Here is a 24,244-nt window from a genome sequence, read left to right on the forward strand (position 1 = left end):
ACGATGCCGGCACCTCCATGCGGCCGTGGTCGCTTCGCCGGTGGGATGCGGACCAGGAACGGCCCCGCCCGTGCGGGCCGGTACGACGGCCCGGTGGTGCCGCGCCGTCGTACCGGCCCGGCACCACCGCCGGCCTGCGGGGAGGTCCCGTGCCCGCTCCCCCGTGACCGCTCAGGTGTTCCAGACTTCGAAGCCGGAGAGCTGGCCGGCGGGCCAGCCGGTGTTGGCCGTGACGGTGACCCGGACGTACCGCTGGGTCGTCGCGGGGAACGTGATGGTCACGGCGTTACCCGTGGCGGGGTCGAACAGGTAGGTCGCCGACGCCTTGACCGTGGTCCAGGTGACGCCATCGGTACTGGCCGCGAGCGACAGGGTCTGGCTGCGGGCTCCCCACGAGGCGGGCAGCCGGAGCACCACCCTGCCGACGCTCTGCGCCGAGCCGAGGTCCACCTGCACCCACTGCGGGAACGCGTTGTTGGCGCTCTCCCAGTACGTGTCGGCGTCGGCGTCGGTGACGTTGCCGGACACGTACCCCTGCGTGTGGCTCGACTCGGCCGTCGGCTTGCCCGCCGCCAGGTTGGTCGGCGTACCGCCGCCGCCGCCGCTCGGATACACCTCGAACTCCGCGACCTGGCCGGCGGGCCAGCCGGTGTTCGCGGTGACGTTCAGCCGGACGTACCGGGCATTGGTGGCCGGCACGGTGATCGACACGGTGTTGCCGGTCGCCGGGTTGAACGGGTAGCCGGCCGAGGGTACGGCAGTACTGAAGGTCGACCCGTCCGTGCCGGTCAGCACCGACAGGGTCTGGGTACGGGCGCCCCACGCGGCCGACGGCGGCAGCTTCAGCGTGACCTTGCCGACGGTGTACACGGCGCCCAGGTCGACCTGGAGCCACTGCGGGAAGGCGTTGTTGGCGCTCTCCCAGTACGTGTTGGCGTCACCGTCGGTCGCGGCCGTCGGCGGCTGGGCGCCGTTCACCTGGCTGCTGGCGGTGGCCGGACGGCCCGCGGCGAGGTTGGTTCCGGTACCGATGCCGGTGCCGGAGAGGCTGATCGCGGTCGGGCCGTTGTTCGCGTTGCTGGTGATGGTCACCGCGCCGGTCCGGATACCCGACGTGGTCGGTTTGAAGGTGACCGTGACGGTGCAGGACGCGCCGACCGCGAGGGTACCGCAGGTGTTGGCCTGGCCGAAGTCGCCGCTGACGGTCACGCCGGAGACGGTCGCCGGGGTGGTTCCGGTGTTGGACACGGTCACGGTCTGGCTCGGCGCGGACTGGCCGACGACCGTACCGGCGAAGGTGAGGCTGGCCGGGTTCGCGGTCAGGATCGGCCCGGGGGCGACGCCGGTACCGGACAGCGCGACGGTGGTGGTGGTGCCCGCCGCGGTGACGGTGAGGGTGCCGGTCCGCGAACCGGCGGCGGTCGGCCGGAACGTGACGCTGACCGTGCAGGACGCGCCGGCGGCGATGCTGCTGCCACAGGTGTTGGTCTGCGCGAAGTCACCCGAGGTGCCGATCGCACTCACGGCCGCCGCCGAGCTGCCGGTGTTGGCGACGGTGACGGTCTGCGCGGCGCTGGTCGCGCCGGTCGCGACGGTACCGAAGGTGAGCGCGGTCGGGCTGACCGAGATTCCGGACGTGCTGTCCGGCAGGTACGGCGGAAACGCCGGGTTGGTGATGTTCTGGCACGCGGACGGCGAGGTGACGCCGGCGTTGCCGCCACCGTCGGTCAGCGTGAAGCCGACGCCGCAGTTGTAGACCGGCGCGGGGGCCTGGGTACCGGTGGCGGTGCTGTTGGTGATGGTCGCCGAGCCACCGACCTGCTCCTGGATGACCCACGTACCGGTGTTCTGGATCGTCGCATTGTTGATCTTCACGTTGGTGATGCTGGAGCCCGAGACGAACTGAATCGCCTCGAACGGGCTCTGCTGGATGAGGATGTTGTCGACGTTGGTCAGGCCGCTCATCGCGGCGTCCCGGGCGTCGAACCACAGCGCGCCGACCCCGAAGTTCCAGTTCGGGTCGAGGCTGCCGGACCGGATGATGGTGTTGCGCAGCACGTCGGTACGGCCCAGCGGGGTCGAGTTGAAGCGCTGGGCGACGTGGATGCCGCCGCCCTGGGTCAGCCCTGAGTCGATCACCCGGTTGTCGGCCACGGTGTTGTCGTGGCCGCCGTAGATGGCGATACCGTTGGCCAGGATCGGGTACTGCACGGTGTTGTGGTCGAACGAGTTGTTCGCGTCCGCGTTCTGCTCGGCCCACATGGCCAGCCCGTCGTCGCCGGCGTTGCGCACGTCGCTGTTGGTGACCTTCGAGTTGGTGACGCCGTTGTGGAAGTTGATGGCGTCGGCGGTGTAGTTGCGCAGGCGCATCTGGTTGAACACCAGGTTGGTGAACGGCCCGTCCATCCAGGCGCCGACCTTGGTGTGCTCGATCCAGACCCGGTCGACGGTCGAGTTGCTCATCGCGCCACCGATGCCGTTGACCTGGTCGCCGTCGTTGCGTTCCTGGACGTTGCCGAAGATGGCGAAGTCGGCGAGGTGCACGTTGCTGCTGGGCGTCGGCGGGTAGTTGCCGTAGAAACCGATCCGGTCGCCCTGCGTGCGCGAGTGCCACATGCCGGCACCCCTGATGGTGATGTTGTTGACCGCGATGTGCCCGAGGATCTTGAACGTGCCCGGCGGGATCCACACGGTGCCGCCCGCGCCGGCCGCCGCGATCGCCTGGTTCATCGCCGACGTGGAGTCCTGCACGCCGGTCGGGTCGGCGCCCTTGCTGGTGATGGAGACCGAGCCGGCCGGCTGCGCGAGCGGGGCGCCGACGTTCTCGAAGTCGGCGAAGTCGATGGTGTACGACGAGGCGGTCGAGTCCGCGTCGACCTGCAGCCGGAACTTCGTGCCGGCCGGATAGGTCTGGCTGAAGAGCCGGTTGGCCTCGTCGTAGAAGTGGTGCGGGTTGCTGCCGGGCGAGTTGGTGAACGGGTACCCGCCGTAGTACCAGCTGTACGCGTTGGTCAGCGTGACGTTGGGCTGCTTGGCCCCGTTGACGTACAGCGACAGCGGCGCGGTGTAGACCGACCCGTTCGACGAGTCGGGGATGCTGTACCGGAAGACGATCGAGTTGGTCGCGATCGGCGTCGTGAACTCGACGTACCTGCCGGTGCCCTGCAACGTCACCGCCTTGCGGTAGGACGCCTCGGCCGGCAGGGTGCCGTAGACGGCGCTCGGGCCGATGATCGTCCCGTTCGTGGCCGAGTTCTCCGCCTGTACCTCGACGTAGGGCAGCGTCGCGCCGACCCCGCCGGTGGCGGCCGCGATGGTCGGGGTGGCGGCCGCGACGGCGGTGGCGGTGGTGGCCGGGACGGTGATGCCGGCGGCGATCAGGAGTCCGCTGGCCATGGTGCTGATGCGGGTGACGGGTCTGGCGGAGCTGGTGAACCGGAACATTCCTTGGTCACTTCCGTCGAGCCGACGAAGGGTCGGCTGGGACCGATGGGGGGTCGGCCGCGCCGTCCTCGTCCGGCGCCGTCAAGGTGGCGGACCACGGCGTGGTGCCGGCGCGGACGGGGTACGGGCGGCGGGAGGCCATGGGGGCTGACGATGGCGACGGGGTGCAGCGGGCCTGGCCGGCCGGGCCGTGGGTGGACCGTGACGTGCGATGTACCAGGGACGTTAACCCGCTCGACACAATCGCGCAATATTTAAATTTATCGAAGTCTAATTCTTGAGTTTGCCCGCAAGGATCTGACCAACGGTCGTTCCGGACCCCGATCGCACCCACATGAGACCCGGGCAGGTCCCCGCGTCCGACTCGGTCGGACTGTTCTTGCGGACAGCGATCGGCAAATTTCTGCTTCCGGTTGCGCCTTGTCGGACACGGGACGGAGATCTACCGTCTTCGCAACAACAGCGCCGTCGACGCCCCCGGCTCACCGAGGGCGGCCGGTGGCGGCTGCCCGCTAGGGGGCACTACCGAGCTTGTCATCGTGTTCGGATACCCGAACCGCCAGCCAGCCGTCGCCTACAACCGCGACTGCGGATGGGAACAAGGCGGGGCGATGCGCTTCGACGGGGACATCAAGAAGATCACCAGGTACTGGGGAGTGCCCTGGAACCAGTGAACGGCCGCACGGCCTTGCGGATGCGCGCGTCGCGCATGCCACGGTTGTTGAGTCCGGTGAGCACGTGCAACCAGTGCTCGGCACTCTCGCCACCGTCGCCGGCCTGCCGGATCACCACCTCACACAGGATCTTTCTGACCCATCCGTTCGCTGCGCCGTGGCATCAGCAGCAACGCACCCACCCCGAGCACGGCGACCACGACCAGCGCGAGGAAGACGTGGTGCGTTGCGTCGTACAGCGAGGTCCGGACGTACTCGGCCACCGCCGGATCGATGGACCGGGCATGTCCGCCAGCCAGGAGGCTGCTGGTGTCCGCGTCACCGGGCATCCGCCCGGCGACCTCGGCGGGCGGGCTGGCGAAACGGGCGGTCAGGGTGGCGTTGGCGATCGCACCGAGAACCGCGGCGCCGACGGCGCTGCCGAGTGAGCGGCTGAACATGTTCGTACCGGTGACCACACCCCGGCGTTCCCACCCGACCACGGACTGCACCGCGACCAACGTCGGACTGGCGGACAGGCCGAGCCCGAAGCCGACGACGAAGCCCGCCCCGGCCGTCGCCCACACCGACGAGCCGGCCGTCAGCAGCGCGATCAGCGTCGCGCCGGCGATGACGAACACGCTGCCGATGAGCGCGGTGTCCCGGAAACCGATCCTGAGGTAGATGCGCCCGGAGAGGGTGGCCGCGATCGGCCAGCCGATGGTGAACCCGGCCAGCGCGAAGCCGGCCACCAACGCACTGGTACCGAGCACGCCTTCGGCATAGGTCGGCACGTAGGAGCTCAGCCCGATCGTCAGGACCCCGAAGCCCAGGGACGCGAGGTTGCCGCCGGCGAGGACGCGGCGACTGAACACCCACAGCGGCAGCACGGGCTCGGCGGCACGGCGCTCCACGACGACGAACGCGCCGAGCAGGACCGCGCCGATCGCGAAGATCACCAGGCTCTGGGCCGACGCCCAGGGCCACGCCACGCCCCCTTCGAGGAGCCCGAGGATGACCAGCGACAACCCGCCGGTGAGCAGGGCGGCGCCGGCGTAGTCGACCGTGTGCGCACGGCGGACCACCCGCTCGGCGAAGTGGCGGGCCAGTACCCAGGCCGCGACCGCGCCGAGCGGCAGGTTGACGAAGAAGATCCACCGCCACGACAGGTATTCCGAGAACACCCCGCCCAGGGTGGGGCCGAGTACCGAGGCGATCGCCCAGACGCTGGCCAGGTACCCCTGCACCCGGGCGCGTTCTTCGACGGTGTAGAGGTCACCGACCATCGTCATGCTGATGGGCTGGACGGCGCCGGCGCCGATGCCCTGCAGGGCGCGCGCGATGATCAGTACGGGCATGCTCCAGGCGGCGCCGCACAGGACCGACCCGAGCAGGAACAGCGAGATGCCGAAGAACATCACCGGCTTGCGGCCCAGCGAGTCGGCGAACGTGCCGTAGAGCGGCACGGTGACCGCCTGGGTGAGCAGGTAGATCGAGAACAGCCACGGGAACTGGGAGAAGCCGCCCAGGTCACGCACGATGGACGGCACGGCGGTGGCGATGATGGTGGAGTCGAGGGCGACCAGGCCGATACAGAGCATGATCGCGGCCAGTACCGGACCGCGGTCGGAGCGGAAGCCGACCCCCGTCCGGGGGCCGCGTACCGGTGTGGTCGCCTGGGTACCGGCCGCCGGTGTGGTCGCCATGCAGGTCTCTCCTCCGCTGAACCGTCGAACGCCGAGATCAACTAGTTCGCATTGCGAAGCATTCCCGCAACGGCTCCGCGGCCGGTGAGAGCCGCGTCACGATCGACTAACATCGCCGGGATGCCGATCACGCCGCGGTCCGTCCGGCTCCTCGCGTCCGCGTCGGCGGTGTGCGTCGTGGCCGCCGGCCTCACCATCCGCGTCGTCGGCAGCGGCAGCCTGGAGCAGTACTCCGGCACGGCCCTCTACGCGGCGATGGTCTACACCGGGGTACTGCTGCTGTGGCCCCGCATCTCCCCGCTGCCGGCCGGCGGGATCGCGGTCGGCTTCTGCTGGCTCGTCGAGGTCCTTCAACTGACCGGCGTTCCGGCCGCCCTCTCGGCTCGCAGCCTGCTGGCCCGGCTCGTGCTGGGCGCGCAGTTCGACCTGACGGACGTCGCGTGGTACCCCGTCGGCGTCGTTCCGCTGGTCGCGCTCGACTGGCTCCTTCGCGGTCGAACCAGAACCGAGCGGAATCGAGGTGCGGGAGCCGTCGCGGCCGGAACGCACCCGGCCGCGACGGCTCCCCCATCCGGCGATCGGTCTCCGGACCGGCTCACACCTGGTACGTCGGCGTGATGATGGCCCGGGCCAGCGTGTGGAACGCGAGGTTGAAGCTCGCGTACGCGGGCGACGAGTCGGGGGTCAGCTCCAACGCGTCCACGTCCAGCGCGTGCACCACGAAGAAATACCGGTGCGGGCGGTCGCCCGCGGGCGGGTACGGCCCGCCGTAACCGGTCTCGCTGTAGTCGTTACGCAACGAGAACGCGCCGCCGGGCGGCTCCTGTGCGCCGGCGCCCCGCTCCAGTTCGGTGACCGAGACCGGCAGGTTGACCAGCACCCAGTGCCAGAAGCCGGACGGTGTGGGCGCGTCGGGGTCGAAGCAGGTCACGGCGAAGCCGCGGGTCTCCGCCGGGAAGCCGGACCAGGACAGCTGCGGTGAGACGTTGCTACCACCCACCCCGGGGTGGGCGAACGTCTGGTCCATCGGCTGGCCGTCGGCCACGTCCGAGCTGGCCACGGCGAACGAGCCGACGGCGGGCAGGAGCTGGTACGGGTCCGGCGCGACGGGTCGGTCAAGACTCATGTGACTCTCCCAAGAGGTTGATCTCGGTACCCTGGTTACCCAATCAGATCGTTCCGCACCACGTCGCCGGGGTGGCCCGGCGCGAACGGACGGCCACCGCATCCCCGTCCGGGTCGCCGGAGAGCTAACCTGCGGCCGTGCCCAAAGGACTGCTGCTCGACTTCTACGGCACGGTGGTGGAGGACGACGACGCCGTCATGGACGCGATCGCCGAACAGGTCGCCGCCGGCGCGTCGACGCCGGTCACCGGACCCGCCGTCAGCGAGGCGTGGGGCCGGGAGTTCGCGACGGTCGCGGACGGGCCGCCGTTCCGGTCGCTGCGGGAGAGCGCCGTGGCGAGCCTGGCCACGGTGATGGCGGAGGTCGGCTGCGCCGGTGACCCGGCCTCGCTGTGCGCGGCACAGTTCGCGTACTGGCGGTCGCCACCGTTACGGCCGGGTACCCGGGAGTTCCTCTCCCGCGTCACGGTACCCGTCTGCGTGGTCTCCGACGTCGACCGCGACGACCTGGCGGCGGCAACGGCGTACCACGGCCTTACCTTCACCGCCGTCGTGACCAGCGAGGACGTCGGCGTGTACAAACCACACCTCGCCATGTTCACGCGAGGGCTCGCGGCGCTGGGGCTGGGGGCCGGCGAGGTGCTGCACGTCGGTGACTCGCTCACGGCTGACGTGGGCGAGGCGCACGCGGCCGGTATCCGGGCCGCGGGTCAACCGCCGGGGGCGGGCGGTGCCGGACAGCGCGCCGGTCACGTACGAGGTCACGAACCTGGCCGAGTTGGCTTCCGTCCTCGGGGCAGCGTCGCCGCGGTCCTCAACGACACGTACCCCACGGATCAGGACACCTGCCGCCCCGCGTCCGCGGTGAGCCGTTACCGGTCGTCTTCTCGTTCCGGGTTGTCACGGTCCTCCCGGAGGTCGAGGTCCCGCCCAAGGCTGGTGATCCTCGTGTGGGCCTGGTGGCTCGCCTGACGTGTCAGCTCGTCGTGGCGGTGGACGACCGACACGAGAACGTCGATGCCGAGCATCTCCGCGAAGCACCGCGGATGCATGAGCCGAACGCCGACCGTACGGAGATCCTCGACAAACGGTATCCAGGAGAACTCGGGCTCGCCGTCGGACGGTGCGACGGCGGGTCCGGCCGGGTCGACGGTCTTGAGGCACACCAGGCAGGCGAGGTGGTAGGTCGCGGCGGTCACCCGGCTATGGTGACTGACCGTCGTCCTGGTCTTTCGGTATGACACGTCGCGGATCGGGAGCAAACCGTCGCGGGCCGCGCCCCGGCCGTCGGTGGAGGGGGTGTGAGCCGGGCCCCTCGGCGGGTACGCTCCGGGAGCCGACCGAGGGTGAGGTGCACGATGACCGGGCAGGCCGAGTGGGTACCGGACGGCGTCGACGTGGACGTTCCCAGCGCCGCCCGCGTGTACGACTTCCTGCTGGGCGGCAGGCACAACTTCGCCGCCGACCGGGCCATGGGCGAACAGGTACTGCGGGTGCAGCCCGACGGGCGCCGGATCGCCGCCTCCAACCGGGCGTTCCTGCGGCGGGCGGTGCGCTACCTGGTCGACCAGGGGATCACCCAGTTCCTCGATCTCGGCTCCGGCATTCCGACCGCCGGCAACGTGCACGAGATCGCCCAGCAGGCCGATCCGCGGTGCCGGGTGGTGTACGTCGACTACGACACGGTGGCGGTGGCGCACAGCCGGTTCATCCTGGACGGCAACGACCGGGCCGCCATCGTCAACGCCGACCTGTGCCAGCCGGACACGGTCCTCGACGCGCCGGCCGTCCGGCGACTGCTCGACTTCAGCCGACCGGTGGGCCTGTTGACGGTGGCGATCTTCCACTTCGTATCCGACGACAACAGCCCGCGTGACCTCCTGGCCAGCTACCGGGAGGCGCTGCCGTCGGGCAGCTATCTGGCCCTGTCACACCTGACCGCGGACCAGATGCCGACGGAGATGGACGCCGTGGTCACCGCGATGAGGCACAGCCGCAACCCGATGTACTTCCGCTCCTATCCCGAGGTGGTCGCCCTCTTCGACGGCTTCGAGCTGGTGGAGCCGGGAGTGGTGAGCGCTCCGCAATGGCGCGATGATCAGGCGGACGGCGACGACCAGGACGGAATCTACGTCGGCGTGGCCCGCAGACCCTAGGCCGCCGCGCACCCGGCCTCTCCACGGGACGGGTCCGCCCCGGAACGGTCCGCGACCGGACCCCTCCCCCACCCAGTGCCGCGGGAACACCGTGGGGTCACCGGGATCGGCCAAAGGAGTGCGGATCGGTACCCGGGCGCGCGACCTTCCGACGTGGGAGGACATGCGGCCGGTGGACCCGGCCGGAAGGGCACGGCCCGCGTGGACGCAGGGCTCGGATCAGGGAGGCGGACAACCGACGTGAACGTCATCGAGTTCACCGTTTACCCCGCCCGCGAACGGCCGCACAGTCTCGTCATGGGCGTCCGCATCGACGATGTCGACCTGCGGGCCCTGGTGGCCGGAGTGACGGCGCCGCTGTGGGCGCGCGAACTGGACGACGACGACCTCGATTCGGACCTCGAGCGGGAACGTTTCCTGCTCGACGCTCACGACGGGCTGCCCGCACCGGACGTCGCCTGGCCTGCCCGCCATTTCCTGGGCGAGGTCGTCCATCCCTCTTACTGCGGCTACGAGCCCGGCGAGCTCGCACTGTTGGGGTGTGGTTGCGGGTTGTGGGGCTGCTGGCCGCTGCTGGCCCGGATCACCCTCGACCCGGACACGGTGACGTGGACCGGCTTCCGGCAACCCCACCGCCCCCGGTGGGGCACGCTGCCACTGGGTCCGTTCACCTTCGACGTCACCGCCTACCTCCAGCGGCTGGTCTCGCCCACCGTGTTGGCCGCGGACCCGCTCGACGACGCCCCACCCGAACCCGGTCGCTGACGTCCGGGCACGCCCTGGGGCGGATGCGTCATCCCGGCGTAGAAGTCGCCACCACCCGGTGGCCTCGCGACGTCACCCTCCGGTTCACGGAACCGCGCGTCATCGGCCATCGGGAAACCGGTCGGACACCGCGGTCGCATCCGGTCCCCCGGGATCACCGCAGGGCGAGGATGACCCCGGGTACAACGAGCGCGACCCCGACGGCGAGCAGCAGTGCCCTGGTGAGGCGGGACGCCACTCTGGAGCCGAGGATCACGGCGTACTGCCGCTGCTCGTACCGGGCGAACCGGGCCGGGAGCACCGCGATCGCCACACCGGCCAGGGCGAGCACCAGACCGACGATCATCCGCATCGCACCATCCCCCTCATGCGGGGCTGACCGGGGAGCGTCCGGGGTCGGGCTCCGGTGGCCACGCCGACGGCATCGGCCCGCAGTTGCCGGCCGTAGGGCAGGTGCGGCTCGGCACCGAGTGCGGTCACCGCACCACGGTAGCCCTTGCGCCGGAGCGTTTCCACCATGGCCAGATCGGCGGCGGAGACGCCGGCGGCCGGGGTGACGGCGGGTACGGTCATGCCGGCTCGCTCAGCTCGATCGCCGCGGCGGGGCAGCCACCGGCGGCCTCGCGCACCGTGGGGTGCAGCCGCCGCGGTGGTCGCGGGTCGAGGAGGTTCACGACCCCGTCCTCGTCGCGTTGGTCGAACACCTCGGGGGCGAGCAGCACGCACCGGCCAGCGCCGCAGCACTTGTCCGCGTCCACGGTCACCTTCATCGGATTCTCCTGTGATTCGTCGGGGCGAGCGTCCCGTCAGGAATGCGACGTGACCGGCGCCAGCCACAGGCCGGTGATCGCGTCGATCAGCCCGGCGGCGGCCTCCGACCAGCTCGACCGGGGCGTGGGGGTGCCCTCGGCCAGGGCGCGCTCACGTTCGGCGCACATGTGGACCATCAACTGGCGGGCCATGTCGTTGCGCTCCAGCCGTACGGCGACCGGCAGGTCGGGCAGGCACCGGTTGAACCCGTCCATGGTCCGCAGCAGCGACGGCGAGGTGAGGGCCTCGTCGAGCATGATCTCGCGGACCGCCGGGTCGGTCATCACCTGGGCACCGAAGCGGGCGAACCAGGTGGGGCTGCCGAGCGCGGCCAGGTGCTGGGTGACCGGGTGTACCAGGCACCCCACCCAGTCCCGCACCTCGGTGGAGCCGTCCACCTCGGCCACCATCCGTGTGCGGAGCAGTTCCATCCGTTCGGCGTGCCTGCGTACGATCGCGCGCACCAGGTCGGTCCTGGTGCCGAAGTGGTAGCCGACGGCGGCCGTGTTGCCCTGTCCCGCGGCCTCGCTGATGTGGCGGGACGACACCGCGTACAGTCCGTGCTCGGCGAACAGCCGCTCGGCGGTGGCCATGATGAGCTCGCGCGTCGCGCTGACCCGTTCGGCCCGGACCGCCCTGCCGGTCCCCCTCACCACCGCACCGGGACTTCGCGCAACCCGCCGACGACCAGCCCCTCCACCCGGCGCAGGTCGCCGGCCGGGACGGCGAGTTCCAGGGAGGGCAGCCGGCGCAGCAGCACCTCGAGGACGGCCTGCAGTTCGGTGCGGGCCAGCGCCTGCCCCAGGCACGAGTGTGCCCCGGCGCCGAAGGCCAGGTGCGGGTTGGGGCTGCGGCTCAGGTCCATCTCGTCGGCGTGGGCGAACGCGCTGTCGTCCCGGTTGGCCGCCGCCATGCTGCACACCACGGTGGTGCCCGGTGCGACCCGCACGCCCGCGACCTCGGTCCCCTCCTCGATGTACCGCGGCATGCCGAATCCCGAGTTGGCGTCGAACCGCAGCGCCTCCTCCACCGCGGAGCGGACCAGCGTCGGATCCGCCAGGAGCCGCTCCCAGCGGCGCCGGTCGGCCAGCAGCATGGCCACCATCTTGCCGATCATGTTCGCCGTGGTCTCGTGTCCCGCGACCAGCAGGCCCAGCCCGGTGGCCACCAGTTCGACGTCGGACATCCGGTAGCCGTCGGCTCCGGTGCCGGTGATGAGCTCACTGAGCAGATCCTCGCCCGGTTCCGCGCGCCTGGCCGCCACGTGGGCGGCCAGGTACCCGAAGAACTCCGCCTGCGCCGCGTCGATCTCGGCCTGGGTGTAGCGGGTCAGGTTCAGGAGCGCGTCGGACCAGTGGGAGAACCGGTGCCGGTCCGAGTCGGGGACGCCGAGCAGGTCGCAGATCACCCACACCGGGAGCGGGAAGCCGAGGCAGGCCTTCAGGTCGGCGGGGTGGCCGCACCGCACCATGTCGTCGATGAGCCGCTCGGCCGTCGCCTCGATCCCCGGCCGCAGCGCCGCCATGCGCCTGGCCGTGAACCACCTACCGACCATCCGCCGCCACCGCTGGTGCTCGTCGCCGGTCTGCGGCAGCGCCGTCGCCATGGCACTGTTGAACACCCCGCCCGACTCGTTGGCCGAGATCCGGGCCGCGCCGGCGGCGGTCAGTTGCCGGGTGAACCGCGGGTCCGACAGCACCTGGCGGACATCCTCGTAGCGGGTCAGCAGCGACGCCTCGTCCCCGCTGGGCAGCCGCACCGGCGCGACCGGACACTCCCGGCGAAGCGTCGCCCACTCCACCGGCGGCTCCAGCGGCCCCGCGCCCGGGATCGGGTAGCTCAGCACCTGCCGGTCCTTCTGATGGCTCACCGCATGCCCCTCCTCGACTACCCCGGTACGCGGCCAGTCAACTGAATCCAGAGCACTAAATCAAGTGATTGATTTAAATTTTCCGCGCTCCTGGACATCGCGACCACCACGCCCCACACCTCCCGCCAGGCGTACGGACGGAGGTCGAGGCCGAGCCGACCGGACGGGAACGCCGCATCACCGTGCCCCGACGAGGCCGGCAGCCGGGTTCGGCCGATGGTTCGTCAGCGGGCGGCGGGGCGAAGCAGGGCGACGAGAAAGTCCGAGTCCTCGGCGAAGGGGCGCAGGTCCCAGGTCGACAGCAGGACGTCCGGTATCAGCCCGCTCGCTTCGGCATCGGCGAGGAACTCCCCGAAGTCGTAGCCACGGCCGGCGCCGAAGCCGATGACGACGCGACCGCCGTCACGCAGATGCGCCCGCATGCGGCGGAGAATCTCGCGCCGGGTACTCGGAGCGACGAACGTCATCACGTGGCCCGCGCAGACGACGACGTCGAAGCCCTCGGCGATCCCGTGAGCGGGGAGATCCAATTCCGCCAGGTCCCCGACCAACCAGCGGGAACCCGGATGGTCCTGCTCGGCCGCGACGATGAGCACGGGGTCGAGGTCGACGCCGACCACGGCGTGTCCGGCCGAGGCCAGCAACCCTCCGACCCGACCCGTGCCGCAGCCCGCGTCGAGGACGCGTGATCCGCGGGCCAGCATCGCGTCGACCAGGCGCGCCTCACCGGCGAGGTCCGCCCCCGCGTCGGCCATCGACCGGAAGCGTTCGATGTACCACTGCGAGTGCCCAGGGTTGGCCTCGATGAGTTTGATCCACCCGTTCTGTTCAGCCACGTCGCCCATCATTCCACCGCCAACCGCCCGGCCATGCGCAGATTCCGGCGCCGCCATGCGGACGTCGCATGAGCCACACCACCATCGCGCCAAAACGGAAACCTTGCACAATTGGCAAGATCGATCGACCGTGGTGACATGACCTCACCCCGACCCGCGTGAGCGCGAGAAGGCCGCGACACGGGCCGCGTCGAGCCATTGCGGTGTGAACGCTGATGCTGCGCTGATCCACCACCGCCGCACCTCTCCCGGCTGGCAACCGAACACGCCTGACGTACCTTCGGATGCCAGCCGGGGCGCCGGTCAGTGGCGCTCGGCAGCGGCGGCTTGCGGATCGGTCGACTCCGGCGCGGCGTCGGCCGACCGCGCGAGGTCGACGCTGGAGCGCAGGGTGATGCGGGGCAGTGCCACGGCGGCCAGCACACCGACGACCGCGATCACCGCCGAGATCAGGAAGATGTGCGCGGTGGCGTCGCCGTAGACGGCGCGGACGATGTCCGCGATCGGCTTGGGCATGGCGTGCAGGTCGAGCGTGCCCGTCTTGCCACCGCCACCGGCCGGGATGCGGATGCCGGCGGCGGCCATCCGCTGCGGGATGTCGGTGGCGACCCGGTCGGCCAGCACCGCGCCGAGCACCGACACGCCGATAGTGCCGCCCAGCGACCGGAAGAACGTGATCGTGCCGCTGGCCGCGCCGAGGTCGCGCAGGGCGACGGTGTTCTGCACGGCCAGGACCAGGTTCTGCATGGTCATGCCGACGCCGACGCCGACCAGCGCCATGGCCGCGCCCACGTAGACCAGCTTGGTGGCGTGGTCGATGCTGGCCAGCGCGGCGAAGCCACCGACCAGGATGATCGTGCCGGCGACGATGTACGGCTTGATCCGGCCGCTCTTGGTGATCAGCAGGCCGGTGACCGTCGAGGAGATCAGCACCCCGGCCATCATCGGGATGGTCATCAGGCCGGCCTTGGTCGGGCTGTAACCGCGGCCGATCTGGAAGTACTGGCCGAGGAAGACCGCACCGCCGAACATGGCCATGCCGACCGCGACGCTGGCCAGGATCGCCAGGGCCGGGGTGCGCTGCACCACGATGCGCAGCGGCACGATGGGCTCCCTGACCCGGGCCTCCACGATCACCGCGAGGGCCAGCAGGACCACGCCGCCGCCGACCATCGCCGCGGTCTGCCAGGACAGCCAGGCGAAGTTGTGGTGCACGAAGGTGACCCAGATCAGCAGCACGCTCACGCCGGCGGCGATCAGCGTGGCGCCGAGGTAGTCGACCTGGGCGCCCTCCCGGCGGACGGTCTTGAGGTGCAGGGTCTTCTGCAGCAGGATCAGGGCGATGACGGCGAACGGCACGCCCACGTAGAAGCACCACCGCCAGCCCAGCCACGAGGTGTCGACGATGACGCCGCCGAGCAGCGGACCGCCCACCGTGGCGAGGGCCATCACGCCGCCGAGGTAGCCGTTGTAGCGGCCGCGCTGCCGGGGTGGGATCATCGCCGCGATCACGACCTGGACCAGCGCCTGCAGGCCGCCCATGCCCAGCCCCTGGAACGCGCGGGCGGCGATCAACTGAGGCGTGCTCTGCACGATCCCGCAGAGCACCGAGCCGACGACGAAGATGACGATGGAGACCTGGACCAGCACCTTCTTGCTGAACAGGTCGGCCAGCTTGCCCCAGATCGGGGTCGAGGCGGTCGAGGAGAGCAGGGCGGCGGTCACCACCCAGGTGTACTGGCTCTGCGTGCCGTTCAGCGCGCCGATGATCTGCGGCAGGGCGTTACCCACCACCGTGCCGCTGATCATCGCGACGAACAGCACCAGCAGCAGGCCGCTGAGCGCCTCCATGATCTCGCGGTGGCTCATCTCCTCGGCGTCGGGTGGCGCGGTCATCGCCGTGGGTGGTGCAGTACTCGCTGCGCTCACAGCGTTGCCTCCAATGTGGATGTCTTGCGGTCGGATGCTTCGTACCCGCCGGCGGTCGTCGCCGGCACTGAGGAGGTGCGGTCCAGATACGCCGTCGTGTCGTCGACGAACCGGGCGAGCGCGGCGACGAACGCCTCGATCTCCGCCGCGGTCCAGCCCCGCAACACGGCCGCCAGCAGGTCCGCCTGCTGGCGCTCCAGGTCGGACAGGGCGGCGCGGCCGGCGCCGGTCAGTGTGAGGATGCAGGCCCGCCGGTCGGTCGGGTCCGCGCTACGCCGCACGAGACCGCGGGCCACCAGCGTGGTGACCGCCCGGCTGATCGTGGAGGCGTCGAGCCCGCACCGCACCGCCAGCTCCTTCGGGTGGCAACCGGCATCCCCTCCGGTGGATCCGATCGCCGACAGGATCCCGATCATGCCGGGCTGCACCGGAGCGGCCGGAACGGTCAACCGTTGGCGGGCGATCCGAGCGGTCCTGATCAGTGCGCGAAACCGGTCACCCAACCTGGACTCCGACCGTGCGGTCGTCACCGCGCCACCTCCCCTGGGCCGACGGACCTGCCACACACCCATGCGACCGGCCCTGGCCACCCGTCAGCCGTCAGCCATCCCTGCCGGCCAACGCTGTCCGCCGGGAGAGCCGCCAACGATGTCCCTCCGCGAGAGCCGGGCGCTTCCCACCGGAAAAGCCCGGGCACGGCTGAACGCCGGCCGGGCACGATCCCCGCGCGTTTGCTTGGTGTATACAACCATTACAGGATCTTGCTTGGCTGGCAAGTTTTCTCATTGGGAACTAGATCACAAGCGCGTACGCTTCACTCGATGGACAGACCGGCCGGCCTGCGCGAACGCAAGAAGATGGCGACCCGCCGCGCCCTCCACGAGGCGGCCCTGCGACTCGTCGCGGCACACGGGCTCGACGGGGTCACCATCGACGCCATCGTCGAAGCCGCCGACGTGTCCCGACGCACCTTCAACAATTACTTCTCCAGCAAAGAGGAAGTCCTGCTTTACGGCGACCAGATCCGGGTACGGCGCCTGGTCGATCTCGTCCGGGCCCGCCCACCGGACGAAGCGCCGTGGGCGGCCCTCACCCACGCCGCCCAGGATCTCGCCGCCGAGACCGCCGACCACGACCCCGCCTGGCTCACCCAGACCCGCCTGCTGCGCGGTCACCCCGCCCTGCTCGCCCAGCAGGTAGCCACCTACGCCGTGGTGGAGCGCGACCTGGCCGCCGCGATCGCCGACCGGATGCCGGCCGACCCGGCTACCGCGATCGCCGACCGGATGCCGGCCGACCCGGCCACCGCGATCGCCGACCGGATGCCGGCCGACCCGGCCGCACCGCTGCGCGCCCGCCTCCTCGCCGCGACGTTCCTGACCACCCTGCGCGTGGCCACCCAGCACTGGCTCGACCACCCCGAGGGCTCCCTCACCGAACTGGTACGCCACGCGCTCACCGTGACCCGGGACCGCTTCGAGTAGGCCACCGCGGGCGGCGCCGAGGCATTCCCCACGGCAGTCGCGCGGCCCACCCGCGCCGGGCTTCCCCGCTACGGTCACCGGCTCGCCCGGCCGGGTGGCCGTCAGGCGCGAGGAGACCGAAGCCTAGCCGGAGAGCGGCAACACCACCGAGCTGACACCGAGCTGGGTCGTGACCGTCGTACCGGCCCGGTACCGCAGCGTGAAGTCACGGTCGGTGGAGACGAACACCAGCCCGAGCCGGTGGCCCGCCGCGAACACGTGGTCCTGCGGCTGCAACTGCCAGCTGAACAGGTAGGTACGTCCCGGCTCGACCGGCTCGGTAAGCCCGGCGGAGTGCCGGTTCCGCACGTCGAGCCAGCCCCGGCTGACGATCTGGTACGGAGTCTGCGCGGTGACGTACTCGCGACGGGCGAAGCACCCCGGGTCCTCCGGCACGCCCGGACCGACACAGTCCGCATCGGGCAGCCGGCGCAGGCCGACGAAGCGTACGTCCGGTCCGTAGTCGACCAGCAACGCGGTCAGGTACGGCGACGCGCCGTCCAGCGACGCCCGGACGGTGACCCGTGGCGTACCGGACAGGCGGGTGGCCCGGTCGAGCGGCGCGGTGAGGAAGGCCAGCCGGTGGGGGTCGTCGGCCAGCTCGTCATCGACCAACTGCTCCGCGGTCTGTGCCGGGTCGTCGGTGAAGGTCTGCCGGCCGCCCCCCAGCGCGGGCAGTCTGGTCAGGGTACCCGGGCGCTGGTCGGCCGCCGGCCCGAGGAACAACGGGACACCCCGGGTGCCCGGCACCGGCCAGGACCGGTGAGTGGTCCACTGCCCCGGCGCGGTCTCCACGTCGGCCAACGGCTGGCGCATGATGCCGTTGTCGATGCGGTACAGCCAGTGGTCGAACCACTTGTGCAGGGTGTCCAGCCAGACGGCCCGCCGTACGTTGAACGGGTCGGTGTGGTCGGCCTGGTGCAGCCAGATCTTGCGCGGCACGCCGCGCGCGGCGAGGGCGTCCCACCACTGGCCGAACTGCCGGGTCTTGACGTTCCAGTCGTTCAGTCCGTGTACGACCAGGACGCTGGCCCGGACCTTGTCGACGTCGCGCAGGTAGTCGCGGTCGCGCCAGAACCGACTGTAGTCACCGGTCTCGCGGTCCTGGTCGCGCTCGATCGACGCGATGACGTCGGCGCAGGCTTGCGGGTCACGCCGGGTCAGGACGGCCTTGGCGAGCACGTCGGTGTCCTCACCCTGGAACGTCCCGGGGGCTACCACACCGCCGTCGGAGCGGTAGTAATCGTACCAACTGGAGATCGACGCGATGGGCACGATGGTCTCCAGGCCCGGCACGCCGGTGCTGGCCACGGCGTTGGCGAGGGTGCCGTTGTACGAGACGCCGATCATGCCGACCCGCCCGGTCGACCACCGCGCCCGCGCCGGCTGTCCGGACGGGTCGAAGCCGGGCGCCCGCCCGCCGAGCCAGTCGACGACGGCCTTCATCCCCTGCGTCTCGTTCGGCGCGCCGGACGTGGGGCACCCGTCGGAACCTCCGGTGCCGAGGCTGTCGGCGAAGACGACCGCGTACCCGCGGGGCACGAAGTAGTTGTCGAGATATCCGGGGAAGACGAGGCTCGGGTCGATCCGGGGTCCCGGTGGCGCGGCCGCGCTCCGCGCCACCGCCGCGTCGCGGTCGATGTCGTCGTGGTTGGGCACGTCGTTGAGGCCGGCGTAGTACGGGCTCGGCTGGAAGATCACGGGTACCTTCAGGCCCTGGTCGGTCGCGCGCGGGCGGATGATCCGTACCTCCACGCGGTCGCGACGGCCGTCATGGTCGCTGTCGACCGTGGTCTCCACCAGCACCCGTTCCCGGATGGCCTCGCCGTAGTCGTGGACCGGCTCGGTGCCCGCGGGCGTGCCGGGTGCGGCCGCGGCCGGCAACGGGGTGATCAGCGCACCGGTGAGCGCCACCAGGGCGCAGCTTCGGAGGATCGTACGGTTCGTTCCCATGCCGGCGCCTCCCCGTGTGCCGCGTGCCGCACCCGAGCCTAGGCGCGCCGGCGCTCCCGGTCACCGTCCTGAGTCGACATCGAGGGCTGTGACAGGGGTGACGCGGACCGCCGGGTCACCACCCACGGTGCGCGGCCGCGTGCGGCGCCGTCACTTCCGCCTCGGCGAGCGCGTCGCGGGTGCGCAGGGTCAGCCCCGGGCCGACGCCGTCAGGGACGGGACCCGTCCGACGAACTCCGTCGCCGCGTCCGTGCCGCCATGACCGTCACGATCAGGACCGTCACCGACTCGACGCCGACGGCCTGGGCGACCCGGTCGACACGCTCGCTGGTGCAGGCCCGGTACGCCGAGTCCCAGTACTCCTGGGCTCCGGGGCGTCGCCACTGGTCCAGGTCGAGCTTCAGCGCGTTGCCGCAGCTCTTCTTCTCATGATCGCCGGGTCCGAAGGTGGAGACCGGCAGGATCAGCAGGATCGCCACCACGACGGTCCCGAGCAACGCGACCCAGGACGGGTTCCGCCAACCGGCGTATCTCGGCGTGGCCGGTACGTCCTTCGTCGTCATCGGGCCGATGCTAGATCATCGATGGAGCACGGCGCCAACGGACGGACCGCGCGACGGTCGACGCCGGGTACCCGCACGACACCGACCCCGGTTTCGACGAGGGCCGGCCGGTGCTCAGCCACCCCGGAGCGCGTCGCGGACGGCGGGACTCCCGGGCGAGCGAACCGCCGGCGGCCTGCGCCGTACCGCGTCCCATGCCGCCTTCCCACTGGCGAAGTAGTCGCGGACCGCCTTCTGCGCGAGGAGGGTCGCCGAGCAGCCGGCGCAGCGGGCGGTCACTCCGTCGACGTCGAGGCCGAGGTGCCGGCACAGCGTCACCGCCCGCGACAGGTGGTACGACTGCGTCACGATCAACGCTCGGCTGACCCCGTACACCTCACGCGCCCGGGCACAGCTGTCGTAGGTGTCCAGCCCGAACGGGTCGGCCACGACGCGCCGCGGATCGACACCGAGCCCGGCCAGGTACGCGGTCATCACCGCCGGTTCGTCCCCGGACACGCCGCCGCCGTCTCCGGACACGAGGACCACCCGCGCCCGCCCGCTGTGCACCAGAGCCGCGGCGGTCTGCAGGCGGCCGGCGAGCCGCGTCCCCGGTTGGCGGCGGTCCGCCGCCACCTCGGTACCCAGGACGATGACGACCTCCGCGGCCGGCGCACCGGCCTCGTCGTACACGTGGCCGTGCGCGGAGATCGTCGTCCACAGCCAGGGGGCACTGACGACGAGCAGGGCGGCGACGCCCGCGACGGCCAGGCGCGCCACGTGTCGACGCCACCGGGTCGCCGGGCGCACCCGGCCGGTCACCCCGTCCACGAGCAATACCCGGCGAAAACCTCGACGCCCACCCCGTCCGCCCTCCCTGCCAGCCGGAAAATCCCGCCCATCGTAGTGGCGGTGGCAAGGCCGTCGGCCCGCGTAGCGACGGCGGCCGGCTCACCCCGTCAGCGCTCGGATCAGCGCCCCCCACAATCGATCATCAACGGTCTACGATGTCTCCCACGGATCACCACCATCCACATGGGAGCAACGTCCCGCCGACCACCATGACAGCCACCCGACCGTCGCCAGTGACAGACCCTACGTTCCCCGCCCTGACATCCCGAGCCGTCGGGTGAAATGAGGAGTAATGCTCGTTACGATCTGGAGGCGCGCGACCTGGGCCGTGTACGTGAAACCGGAACATCACGCGCACGCTGCCGCAGACCCGGTGCCGAGCAGCAACCCCGCGTGGGATCCGGTCGGCGGGGTGTTCATCCACCACCGCGGCCAGGACGACCCCTTCGGGGGCGAGTTCGAGACCGAAGAGGACTGTCTGAAGGACATCGCCGCGGTCTACGAGGACCATCTGACGAGGGCGGACCTCGACGGTGACATCGCCTACAACTTCTTCGTCTGCCAGCACGGCAACATCTTCGAAGGCCGCGGATACCAACGGGGCGAAGCGAACAGCGGCGACGCGGGCCTCGTCGACGGCCTGGGGCGCAACGCGGGGTTCTACTCCATCTGCGGTCTCATGCGCTCCAACCACACGGCGAACGAGACCATGCTGAGAGCGTTCAGGCTGCTCATCCAGCACCTGCGCGAGGAGGCGCCCAAGAAGGCCGGCCCCCGGATCCTTCCCCACTCGTTCAACCACCCCGAGACCGAGTGCCCCGGGAACCTCACGATGTACGCGCAGCAGGGCTCGACGATCGACCCGGCCGCGCCGTGGACCGGCCTCGCGGACATCTACATCTTCGACGCCCAGAAGTGGGTGAACGCCACCTACAAGAATGCGCCGGGATACATCAGGTGCCCCGAGAACGGGCGCACCGGATGGTCCACGGTGCTGTCGCTCACCCAGGGGCTCCAGTACGAACACGGCATCTCCCCCACGGTCCAGAACTTCGGCTCCGGCACCTTCAACGCCGTCAAGGCGCGCAACACCCTGCCGGGCGCGGAAGTCAACCAGAGGCTGATCCGCATCTACAACGGCGCCCTGTGGTGCAAGGGCTACTGGACGTCGACCAACCAGGCCGCCTGGACCGGTGACTCCCAGTCCGCCCTCGAAAAGCTGTACCGCGACGCCGGCCTGTCCTACGACGACTTCTCGCAGCGGAACAAGATGTGGCCGCACATCTGCAAGGGGCTGCTGCGCATGGACCAGTTCCAGCTCGTGCCGCGCGGCGACATCAACATCCAGCGCATCCAGCAGCGGCTGAACTCCCGCTACGTCGCCGGCATCGGCATCCCCGCGATGAGCCTGGTGCCCTGTGACGGCATCTACTCCCGCGACGTCCAGCAGGGCTTCATGATGGCTCTGCAGTACGAGCTCGGCATCGACCTCAACTCCATCAACGGGTACTTCGGCCCGGGCACGCAGGCCGGGTTGCGGGGGAAGGGCTCCGGCCGGCTCACCGGCGACCTGCGCTGGCTGTTCCGCGGGGCGTGCTACTTCAACTCCCCCACCATGGTGCCGGGAACCAACGGGGGGCAGGTGCCGCTGATGTACCGCCCGGACGACATCGGCACCGACACCGAGACCAGCACCCACCTGGAGTGGGTGCGCGCCTTCCAGCGCTTCTCGCAGATACCCGTGACGGGCACCAACGACTACACCACCTGGGCCCAGCTCCTCGTCTCCTGCGGCGACACGGCCCGGCCGGCCACCGGCTGCGACTGCATCACCGAGATCACCGCCGCCCGCGGCAAGCAGCTCAAGGACGCCGGCTACCAGATCGTCGGCCGCTACCTCGACGAGCACCTCCCCCCGTCCGATCCGGACTACCTCGGCAAGGCCCTCAAGCCCGGCGAGCCGCAGACCATCCTGAACGCCGGGCTGAGGTTCTTCCCGCTGTTCCAGTACAACGGCACCCAGCTGGAGAACTTCACGTACCAGAAGGGGTACGACCAGGGCACGATCGCCCACCAGAAGGCCGTCGAGTACCGGATCCCGTCCGGCACCTGTATCTACTTCGCGGTCGACTACGACGCCCTGGACGAGGACATCGACAGCAACGTCAAGCCGTACTTCCAGGGTGTCAAGGCCGCCCTCGCCGAGCTGGGCAACCGCTACGCCTTCGGTGTCTACGGCTCCCGCAACGTGTGCATCCGCGTCTCGCTCGAGGTCGGTGCCCGCTGGTCCCTGGTCTCCGGAATGTCCTGGGGCTACTCCGGAAACCTGGGCTTCCCCCTGCCTGAGAACTGGTCGTTCAACCAGATCAGGGAGTACGAGGTCCAGCCGGGCTGGGGCCTCGACCACGACATCTGGCGCCAAGGCGCCGACCCCGGCGTGTCCGCCCTGGCCTGAGTGAGGAGTCCTCAATGATCACCAGACGCAGTCTCCTCGGTGTCGCCGCCGGCACCGGCGTACTCGTCCTCGCGCCCAGCCTCCCGGCCCACGCGGCCAGCAGGCAGTGGACCCGGGACGTGTCCGCCAACGGCTGGCGGATCGACCCCAAGGCCATCACCACCTACCGGGTCGAAGGGTCCAGGGCCTCGGTGGCCCTGCGGCAGGGCCACCCCGCCGCGGTGCTGCTGCACATCGCCCGGCGCTGGCACTACGAGATCGCCGCCCTCGACACCGGCGAAGGCGGCGGAATCGCCGGCCACACCACGCAACGCGCCGTCGGTGCCGACTTCGAGTCCAACTACCTGTCCGGCACCGCCCTCGCGCTCCACCCCACCGCCTACCCACTGGGCGGCAGCGAGCGGCTGTGGCCCCAGCACGAGGCGATCGTGCGGGACATCCTGGCCGACTGCGACGGCACGGTCGTCTGGGGCGGTGACCTGAGCCCGGCGAAAGCCTCGCACTTCCAGCTCGTGGCCCGCCCCGGTGACAAGACGCTGGCCCGCGTCGCCGACCGGCTGGACACCAGCAGGCAGACCAGGTTCCGGTCGCAGACCGCCGGCATGGTCGCCGACCCGGCGACACCCGAACGCCGCGCCAAGGCCGCAGGGACCCGTCGACGGTGACCCGGTCGCACCACCACGGGGCGGCGATGACCGGATCGTCGGCCGTCGCCGCCGGGACATGAGAACGGACGCCCCGGTGCCCCGGACCTGACGCGGCCCGGGGCGCCGCCGCGGCGGGCGGGGTGCGCGGGATCGCACCCGGCCCGCCGTCACTGGGTCGCCGTGACGATGCAGCGCCGCAACTCCCCGACCGCCTCCGGGGCGCCCTCCACCGTCACGCCGCTCGGCTCGCCGGTGCCCTCCCGGTTCCACACCCAGCGCAGCACGGCCGTCGGCGGGCCGCTCACGGTCACGTCGGCGGCGGCGTCGCCGGCACCGTCGGTGACGGCGAACAGCCCGGGGCCGGTCCGTACCCGCCACGCCGCGCCGTCGGTGCGCACCGTGTAGGTCCACCCCGGCGACCCGGCCAGGATGTCGGTGAAGTAGTCGGCCCACTCGACGACGCTGTACGCCACGAAGACCTTGAGCAGCTCGTCGATGCCGTCGACGGCGAGGTCGGCCGGGACCGGTGCGACCGGCTGCCCGGCGCCGAGCTCGGCGTCGATGCGGTGGATGACCGTTTCCTGCGCCATCCGCCGGATCCAGAACCCGACGGTCTGGTCCGGGGTGTACCAGGTGCCGGCCGGGTCCTCCGGCTTGCGGGCGGCGAACTCGCCGAGCAGTTCGGCGTACGCCCGGTCGAGCAGCGCGAGCGGCTCCTCGCCCGCGAGCGTCTTCGGTGGCCATTCGTCGGGCTCGGCGCCCTCGCGCATGGCCAGGGTCTTGTGCAGGTACACCTCGCCGACGTGGCGGGTCAGGTCGGCCACGGTCCAGCCGGGACAGCTCGGCACCGCCGCGCCCGGGTCGATCTGCGCGACGGCCCGCAGGCGGGTGAAGTCGACCGCGAGGCAATCCAGGAATCGGGAGTACTCCATGCCGGACAGTTCAGCACATGCGTCCGACGCTTCGTCCCGTCCCGCG

At 70.8% G+C, this 24,244-nt stretch carries 23 protein-coding genes; 8 read left to right on the forward strand and 15 right to left on the reverse strand.

The features are described 5' to 3' along the window. Positions 1-171: 171 nt before the first annotated feature. The gene (locus tag ACNTMW_RS02175; protein WP_426631589.1) at positions 172-3,396 is read right to left on the reverse strand and encodes a discoidin domain-containing protein; all 3,225 of its coding nucleotides are present in this window, start codon (positions 3,394-3,396) and stop codon (positions 172-174) included. Positions 3,397-3,983: 587 nt separating this feature from the next. Between ACNTMW_RS02175 and ACNTMW_RS02180 the strand changes: the two genes are divergently transcribed. Then, positions 3,984-4,118: a hypothetical protein gene (locus ACNTMW_RS02180; RefSeq protein ID WP_426631590.1), complete on the forward strand. Its 135-nt coding sequence runs from the start codon at positions 3,984-3,986 to the stop codon at positions 4,116-4,118. Between the two features lie 119 nt (positions 4,119-4,237). On the opposite strand, the gene ACNTMW_RS02185 is transcribed toward ACNTMW_RS02180, so the two are convergent. Continuing rightward, positions 4,238-5,803 carry an MDR family MFS transporter gene (locus tag ACNTMW_RS02185; protein WP_426631591.1) on the reverse strand — a complete coding sequence of 522 codons (1,566 nt, stop codon included), beginning with the start codon at positions 5,801-5,803 and terminating at the stop codon, positions 4,238-4,240. A gap of 120 nt (positions 5,804-5,923) precedes the next feature. Between ACNTMW_RS02185 and ACNTMW_RS02190 the strand changes: the two genes are divergently transcribed. Further along, positions 5,924-6,421: a ribosomal maturation YjgA family protein gene (locus ACNTMW_RS02190; RefSeq protein ID WP_426631592.1), complete on the forward strand. Its 498-nt coding sequence runs from the start codon at positions 5,924-5,926 to the stop codon at positions 6,419-6,421. On the opposite strand, the gene ACNTMW_RS02195 is transcribed toward ACNTMW_RS02190, so the two are convergent. After that, the gene (locus ACNTMW_RS02195; RefSeq protein WP_426631593.1) at positions 6,399-6,929 is read right to left on the reverse strand and encodes a YbhB/YbcL family Raf kinase inhibitor-like protein; all 531 of its coding nucleotides are present in this window, start codon (positions 6,927-6,929) and stop codon (positions 6,399-6,401) included. The two genes, ACNTMW_RS02190 and ACNTMW_RS02195, sit on opposite strands and share 23 nt — an antisense overlap. Before the next feature lie 137 nt (positions 6,930-7,066). Between ACNTMW_RS02195 and ACNTMW_RS02200 the strand changes: the two genes are divergently transcribed. The 3 genes from ACNTMW_RS02200 (at position 7,067) to ACNTMW_RS02210 (ending at position 9,849) form a co-directional block, all read left to right on the forward strand. After that, positions 7,067-7,900 carry an HAD family hydrolase gene (locus tag ACNTMW_RS02200; protein WP_426631594.1) on the forward strand — a complete coding sequence of 278 codons (834 nt, stop codon included), beginning with the start codon at positions 7,067-7,069 and terminating at the stop codon, positions 7,898-7,900. Positions 7,901-8,286: 386 nt separating this feature from the next. After that, on the forward strand, positions 8,287-9,084 hold the full coding sequence (locus ACNTMW_RS02205) for an SAM-dependent methyltransferase (protein ID WP_426631595.1): 798 nt from the start codon (positions 8,287-8,289) through the stop codon (positions 9,082-9,084). A 240-nt stretch (positions 9,085-9,324) separates the two neighbouring features. Next, a complete protein-coding gene (locus ACNTMW_RS02210; protein ID WP_426631596.1) occupies positions 9,325-9,849 on the forward strand; it encodes a hypothetical protein in 525 nt (174 codons plus the stop codon). Between the two features lie 154 nt (positions 9,850-10,003). Here ACNTMW_RS02210 and ACNTMW_RS02215 read toward each other — a convergent pair whose 3' ends face one another. The 8 genes from ACNTMW_RS02215 to ACNTMW_RS02250 all read right to left on the reverse strand — a co-directional run bounded on the left by ACNTMW_RS02215 (position 10,004) and on the right by ACNTMW_RS02250 (position 15,824). After that, positions 10,004-10,201, reverse strand: a complete 198-nt coding sequence (locus ACNTMW_RS02215; protein WP_426631597.1) for a hypothetical protein — start codon at positions 10,199-10,201, stop codon at positions 10,004-10,006. Then, entirely contained in the window at positions 10,192-10,422 is a 231-nt protein-coding gene (locus tag ACNTMW_RS02220) for a hypothetical protein (RefSeq protein WP_426631598.1), read from the reverse strand. Before ACNTMW_RS02220 ends, ACNTMW_RS02215 begins: the two co-directional genes overlap by 10 nt. Further along, positions 10,419-10,619 carry a ferredoxin gene (locus ACNTMW_RS02225; RefSeq protein ID WP_426631599.1) on the reverse strand — a complete coding sequence of 67 codons (201 nt, stop codon included), beginning with the start codon at positions 10,617-10,619 and terminating at the stop codon, positions 10,419-10,421. Before ACNTMW_RS02225 ends, ACNTMW_RS02220 begins: the two co-directional genes overlap by 4 nt. Before the next feature lie 36 nt (positions 10,620-10,655). Beyond that, a complete protein-coding gene (locus ACNTMW_RS02230; RefSeq protein WP_426631600.1) occupies positions 10,656-11,312 on the reverse strand; it encodes a TetR/AcrR family transcriptional regulator in 657 nt (218 codons plus the stop codon). Then, positions 11,309-12,529 (reverse strand): cytochrome P450, encoded by a 1,221-nt coding sequence (locus ACNTMW_RS02235; protein ID WP_426631601.1) that lies wholly within the window; start codon positions 12,527-12,529, stop codon positions 11,309-11,311. The genes ACNTMW_RS02230 and ACNTMW_RS02235 overlap by 4 nt, the downstream gene beginning before the upstream one ends. Before the next feature lie 224 nt (positions 12,530-12,753). Next, positions 12,754-13,374 carry a class I SAM-dependent methyltransferase gene (locus tag ACNTMW_RS02240; protein ID WP_426631602.1) on the reverse strand — a complete coding sequence of 207 codons (621 nt, stop codon included), beginning with the start codon at positions 13,372-13,374 and terminating at the stop codon, positions 12,754-12,756. A gap of 294 nt (positions 13,375-13,668) precedes the next feature. Beyond that, positions 13,669-15,261, reverse strand: a complete 1,593-nt coding sequence (locus tag ACNTMW_RS02245; RefSeq protein ID WP_426631603.1) for an MDR family MFS transporter — start codon at positions 15,259-15,261, stop codon at positions 13,669-13,671. Positions 15,262-15,290: 29 nt separating this feature from the next. After that, positions 15,291-15,824 (reverse strand): MarR family winged helix-turn-helix transcriptional regulator, encoded by a 534-nt coding sequence (locus tag ACNTMW_RS02250; protein WP_426631604.1) that lies wholly within the window; start codon positions 15,822-15,824, stop codon positions 15,291-15,293. Between the two features lie 291 nt (positions 15,825-16,115). On the opposite strand from ACNTMW_RS02250, the gene ACNTMW_RS02255 reads away from it, so the two are divergent. Beyond that, on the forward strand, positions 16,116-16,778 hold the full coding sequence (locus ACNTMW_RS02255) for a TetR/AcrR family transcriptional regulator (RefSeq protein WP_426631605.1): 663 nt from the start codon (positions 16,116-16,118) through the stop codon (positions 16,776-16,778). Between the two features lie 123 nt (positions 16,779-16,901). On the opposite strand, the gene ACNTMW_RS02260 is transcribed toward ACNTMW_RS02255, so the two are convergent. The 3 genes from ACNTMW_RS02260 to ACNTMW_RS02270 form a co-directional block, all read right to left on the reverse strand. Continuing rightward, positions 16,902-18,770 carry a Xaa-Pro dipeptidyl-peptidase gene (locus tag ACNTMW_RS02260; protein WP_426631606.1) on the reverse strand — a complete coding sequence of 623 codons (1,869 nt, stop codon included), beginning with the start codon at positions 18,768-18,770 and terminating at the stop codon, positions 16,902-16,904. Between the two features lie 209 nt (positions 18,771-18,979). Beyond that, positions 18,980-19,333: a hypothetical protein gene (locus tag ACNTMW_RS02265; protein ID WP_426631607.1), complete on the reverse strand. Its 354-nt coding sequence runs from the start codon at positions 19,331-19,333 to the stop codon at positions 18,980-18,982. A 114-nt stretch (positions 19,334-19,447) separates the two neighbouring features. Then, on the reverse strand, positions 19,448-20,143 hold the full coding sequence (locus ACNTMW_RS02270) for a SanA/YdcF family protein (protein ID WP_426631608.1): 696 nt from the start codon (positions 20,141-20,143) through the stop codon (positions 19,448-19,450). Positions 20,144-20,537: 394 nt separating this feature from the next. Here ACNTMW_RS02270 and ACNTMW_RS02275 point away from each other — a divergent pair, with 394 nt between their 5' ends. Both ACNTMW_RS02275 and ACNTMW_RS02280 read left to right on the forward strand, forming a co-directional pair. Continuing rightward, the gene (locus ACNTMW_RS02275) at positions 20,538-22,619 is read left to right on the forward strand and encodes a glycoside hydrolase domain-containing protein (protein ID WP_426631609.1); all 2,082 of its coding nucleotides are present in this window, start codon (positions 20,538-20,540) and stop codon (positions 22,617-22,619) included. 14 nt (positions 22,620-22,633) lie between these two features. Then, entirely contained in the window at positions 22,634-23,284 is a 651-nt protein-coding gene (locus ACNTMW_RS02280; protein WP_426631610.1) for a hypothetical protein, read from the forward strand. Between the two features lie 149 nt (positions 23,285-23,433). On the opposite strand, the gene ACNTMW_RS02285 is transcribed toward ACNTMW_RS02280, so the two are convergent. Continuing rightward, entirely contained in the window at positions 23,434-24,198 is a 765-nt protein-coding gene (locus ACNTMW_RS02285) for a maleylpyruvate isomerase family mycothiol-dependent enzyme (protein WP_426631611.1), read from the reverse strand. Positions 24,199-24,244: the final 46 nt, after the last annotated feature.

The organism is Planosporangium spinosum (assembly GCF_049999945.1).
GTDB classification, from domain to species: Bacteria; Actinomycetota; Actinomycetes; order Mycobacteriales; family Micromonosporaceae; genus Planosporangium; species Planosporangium spinosum.